Below are 4,359 nucleotides of genomic sequence, written 5' to 3'. Positions count from 1 at the left end.
GCTATTATTGTACAAGTACTACTTTACCTATGTATATCCTACCTGCCGGCGTTATTAATTTCAGGAAGTATACACCTGGCCTGATATGGTTTTCAAATTTAAAACCTTGTTTTTTCAATCGTAGTTTCTGTAGGATGGAACCCCTGAAAAGAATAACTTTAACACTTACCGGATGATCAGAGGTAATGAAGCGCCTAAGGCAATTGAAGTCCATTTTGTGAAAAATGAATACGATCCAACTGGCCTGGGTGAACCTCCTTTCCCGCCGGTGTTTGCAGCCGTTGCAAATGCGCTGTATAAAGCAACAGGAAAGCGTTTCTATAACCAGCCATTTATCAATGAATTAAATACATCTTCCTGATATCAAAAATATCTCCCCAACCAGCAACGCCTTACTTATTCAAGTAGTTATTAACCTTGATTAATACTTAATCTTAAACTAGGTTATTGGTGACGGGTGTTTAATGAACGAATTTTGTTGAACAATGAAGCCAGGGTGTTAAAAAGGAATGATGAGCATTGCAGTAGTGAGTTGACACTTTTTCCCTTTCGCTAAACAAAAATGTGTTCTGAATTATTATTAAGGCAACAACTAAACTCAAAAAAATGAACAAGATTACAGTAAAAGATGGTACCGAAATCTATTACAAAGATTGGGGAACAGGCCAACCGCTGGTTTTTCATCATGGCTGGCCCTTGTCTGGCGATGATTGGGATGCTCAAATGATTTATTTTCTGCACCAGGGATTCAGGGTGATTGCGTTCGACCGGAGAGGTCATGGTAGATCCACTCCAACTGCCGTTGGGCATGATATGGACACCTATGCTTCAGACGTAGCGGAGCTGGTAAAGGCGCTTGATTTGAAAAATGCGGTGCATATCGGCCACTCAACAGGTGGTGGAGAGGTAATTCGTTATGTTGCAAAGCATGGACAGGGACGTGTAGCCAAAGCGGTACTTATCAGCGCTGTTACCCCTATCATGGTTCAGAACGAAAACAATCCTGACGGTGTTCCTTTGTCTGTATTCGATGAAATACGTGCTAATACTGCCACTAGCAGACAGCAATACTTTCAGGATTTCACGATCCCATTCTATGGCTATAACCGCGAGGGCGCAAAAAAGTCACAGGGTATTATGGATAATTGGTGGCGCCAGGGAATGATGGGTGCCATAAAAGCACACTACGACTGTATAAAGGCATTTTCAGAAACGGATTTTACAGAAGATCTTAAAAGTGTAGATGTTCCTGTCCTGGTAATGCATGGTGAAGACGATCAGATCGTTCCCTACACTATTACCGGCGTAAAGGCCGCTAAGCTGTTGAAAAATGGAAAGCTGATTACTTACCCTGGATTCCCACATGGAATGCCAACAACAGAAGCAGCCACTATAAATGCCGATCTGCTGGCTTTTATTAAAGCATAAATAGCCAAATAAAAATGACGACGGGTCATCACGCCCGTCGTCATTTTTATGTTCGCAAAACCATTTTGACGAGTGGCCTGGAATTGCTCCGTGGCCATTCAGCAGAATAGTCGTTATTTCTTTTTTTGCAGGATGCCTCTGACTTTGCTTAGGAATTCCGGTGAAACCCCAAGGTAACGTGCTATCTGATGCTGCGGCACCCGCTGTACCACCTGGGGATATTTTTCGATGAATGCGAGGTACCGCTGCTCGGCGGTTTGCGATATAAGGCTATGGAAGCGTCGTTGCAGGGCAAACAGGTTCCGCTGCATCAACAGGCGGAATAAGGTCTCAAACTTTGGTATTTTTTCGTAAAGTTCTGTTTTGCTTTTGTGATCCACCATCAACAGCTCACTATCTTCCAATGATTCAATGAACATATTGGTAGGCGTCTGCTCTGTAAAACTGAATGAATCGCTGACCCACCAATCTTCTGTAGCAAAGGTGAGAATTGTTTCAGCTCCATCGTCACTTAGGTAATAAGTACGAATGCAGCCTTTGACAATGTAAGCCTCAAAGTCGCAAATCTCTCCCTCTTGCAACAAATAGGTACGTTTTCGAACCCGTTTAAATTTGAGCATGGAATGGAACAGTGTCCGCTCTTCCGGCGTGAGGTATATGCTGCGATCTATAAATTTGTCAATCTGTTCAAACATAGTTTGTTAAAGATGGAATGATAGATATTGTTCCTGTTTCTGACGCCAGGAGTAAGGACATAGCCAAATCTTATGCTTGATTGTACTATATTGATTATCAGATAGATGTTCTTTATGTAGCGCAGAAGTATTTACGATATGCCGTAATTTTATGAAGACTTTTGTATCATTGCGACAATATGGCTTTACAGTGCCCCGGGGTGCTGTAGGAACAGACCAACCACCTAACTGATATTTATGGATATAGGCGTTTCCGGTAGGAAAAATGAATTTGAGATGCTGCTTGGTCTTTCAAAAGCTATTGCAGCAGCAAGGCATCGACAGGATCTTTGGGAGGTCATCAACGAACAATTACTGGAGAATTTCGGCGCCAGTTATTATACACTCTGCCTGATTAATGAAGATGCCACTACACATACTCCGTTTCTCTACAGTACTCAAAATAAAATAAGGTCTGTTACCGGTGAAAGTCCGGTGATTCATCAGCAACATCCTATTCATGATGGGATATTCGACCGGGCTATTGGTACCGGGGAACCAATCATAGTAGGTATGCAGGGGCTGATCCGGCGAAATGATATCCCTGTCTATTTTATACATTGGTACAACGCAGGTGTGAAAGAGATGATGTTGGTAAGGATCTGCAATGGAAAAGAAACGAAAGGGGTGCTATATCTCTATGCCCGCAAAGCCGGTGCATTCTCAGCAAATCAGTTCCATTTGCTCAAAGGTGTTGCCGACCAGTTGGGGACGGGCATTTCCAATATCCTGGCAAACGAAAAAATAGCCTCCCAGCTGGAGGAGATCAGGAAGTATAAAACACAGTTGGAGCAGGAAAACAATTACCTGAAAGAGGAATGGAAAAAGGACAAACACCTTACAGGTAAGGTAGTTGGAAGTTCTGCGGCTATGCAGCAGGTAGATAGTCTGGTATCGAAAGTTGCCGCTTCAGATACGACCGTACTGATTCTGGGGGAAACAGGTACAGGAAAGGAGCTGATCGCACACCAGGTACATGATGCTTCTCCGTGGCGTGACAGGCTGATGATCAAAGTGAATTGTGCGGCTATTCCAGCCAACCTGGTAGAAAGTGAGTTGTTTGGTCATGAAAAAGGGAGTTTTACAGGCGCCCTCGATAAAAGAATCGGCAAATTCGAACTGGCGAATAACAGCACTTTGTTTTTGGATGAGATTGGAGAACTTTCATTGGAGATTCAGGCCAAATTGTTGAGAGCCTTGCAGGAAAAGGAGATCGAAAGGATAGGTGGAAGGTCAGTGATTAAAGTCAATATACGCATCATCGCAGCCACCAACAAAAATCTGGAAGCAGAGATCATGGCTGGCCGTTTCCGGAGTGATCTCTATTACCGACTGAATGTATTTCCTATTACGTTGCCACCTTTAAGGGAGCGGAAAGCAGACATACCCGGACTTATTTCTTTTTTTATCAACCAGTATGCTACGAATTCAGGCAGAAAAATATCCGGTATTGCGCCGAAGGCGGTAGAAAAGCTGCTGCACTATTCCTGGCCAGGCAATATCCGCGAATTGGAACACCTGGTGGAGAGGGCGGTGCTGCTCACTACATCATCGGTTATCACGGAAGTCAGTTTACCTGCTAAGGACAAAATGGTATTAGCGGATTTGCGGATACGCTCTCTCGCAGATGTAGATCGTGAGCACATCCTGAAAATGATCCGGCTATCAAAAGGTAGGATATCAGGCCCGGATGGCGCTGCGGCTAAGTTGCAACTGGTTCCTACCACCCTGATATCGAAAATGCAGAAGCTGGGTATCAGGAAAGGACATTTTATAGACAACCCGGAAGAAGCCGGGTAATAATTTTATTTATAGGTGGATTTTATTCCCAGTTTCTTCATTTTAGAATACAGTGTTTGTGCAGGTATATTAAGTATCCCGGCGGCGCCCATCATGCCTGAAACACGACCATTACAAGCCTCCAGTACTTTCATGATGTGGGTTCTTTCCATCTCTTCCATCGTTTCCAGTTTTCCGTAGCCCGGTAGAAGTGTTGTTTGTGATTCGGGGATGGCGATGGCATCCATCTGATCACCGGTAGTAAGAATGAACTGTCTTTCTATCAGGTGCTCCAGCTCGCGGATATTGCCTGGCCATTCGTAACGCTGCAAGGTTTGGATGGCAGTATCACTGATGTGGTGTATTTTTTTATCTGATTTTTCGGAAAGTTTTTTCAGGAAATGAAAGGCCAGGGCTT

Annotated in this window: 5 protein-coding genes; 3 read left to right on the top strand and 2 right to left on the bottom strand. The window is 43.8% G+C overall.

Annotation, left to right across the window (positions count from 1 at the left end):
- Positions 1 to 172: 172 nt before the first annotated feature.
- Together VIP81_RS22625 and VIP81_RS22620 are read left to right on the top strand one after the other, a co-directional pair.
- Positions 173 to 361 carry a hypothetical protein gene (locus VIP81_RS22625; RefSeq protein WP_331966758.1) on the top strand — a complete coding sequence of 63 codons (189 nt, stop codon included), beginning with the start codon at positions 173 to 175 and terminating at the stop codon, positions 359 to 361.
- Between the two features lie 245 nt (positions 362 to 606).
- Positions 607 to 1,428, top strand: coding sequence for an alpha/beta hydrolase (locus VIP81_RS22620; RefSeq protein WP_331966756.1), 822 nt, complete (start codon positions 607 to 609; stop codon positions 1,426 to 1,428).
- 113 nt (positions 1,429 to 1,541) lie between these two features.
- Here VIP81_RS22620 and VIP81_RS22615 read toward each other — a convergent pair whose 3' ends face one another.
- Positions 1,542 to 2,123 carry a Crp/Fnr family transcriptional regulator gene (locus tag VIP81_RS22615; protein ID WP_331966754.1) on the bottom strand — a complete coding sequence of 194 codons (582 nt, stop codon included), beginning with the start codon at positions 2,121 to 2,123 and terminating at the stop codon, positions 1,542 to 1,544.
- Positions 2,124 to 2,360: 237 nt separating this feature from the next.
- On the opposite strand from VIP81_RS22615, the gene VIP81_RS22610 reads away from it, so the two are divergent.
- Positions 2,361 to 3,962 (top strand): sigma-54-dependent Fis family transcriptional regulator, encoded by a 1,602-nt coding sequence (locus VIP81_RS22610; RefSeq protein ID WP_331966752.1) that lies wholly within the window; start codon positions 2,361 to 2,363, stop codon positions 3,960 to 3,962.
- A 5-nt stretch (positions 3,963 to 3,967) separates the two neighbouring features.
- Here VIP81_RS22610 and VIP81_RS22605 read toward each other — a convergent pair.
- Positions 3,968 to 4,359, bottom strand: a 392-nt coding sequence (locus VIP81_RS22605) for a helix-turn-helix domain-containing protein (RefSeq protein ID WP_331966750.1), incomplete at its 5' end; no start/stop codon positions are given.

Source organism: Chitinophaga sp., from assembly GCF_036566945.1.
Taxonomy (GTDB): domain Bacteria; phylum Bacteroidota; class Bacteroidia; order Chitinophagales; family Chitinophagaceae; genus Chitinophaga.
The sequence above is the reverse complement of the archived record's forward strand: the minus strand, read 5'-3'. Positions and strand labels throughout refer to the sequence as shown.

Coding starts and splice junctions, on each gene's coding strand:
- VIP81_RS22615 (WP_331966754.1), bottom strand. CDS start 2,123: ATGTTTGAACAGATTGACAAATTTATAGATCGCAGCATATACCTCACG.
- VIP81_RS22610 (WP_331966752.1), top strand. CDS start 2,361: ATGGATATAGGCGTTTCCGGTAGGAAAAATGAATTTGAGATGCTGCTT.
- VIP81_RS22625 (WP_331966758.1), top strand. CDS start 173: ATGATCAGAGGTAATGAAGCGCCTAAGGCAATTGAAGTCCATTTTGTG.
- VIP81_RS22620 (WP_331966756.1), top strand. CDS start 607: ATGAACAAGATTACAGTAAAAGATGGTACCGAAATCTATTACAAAGAT.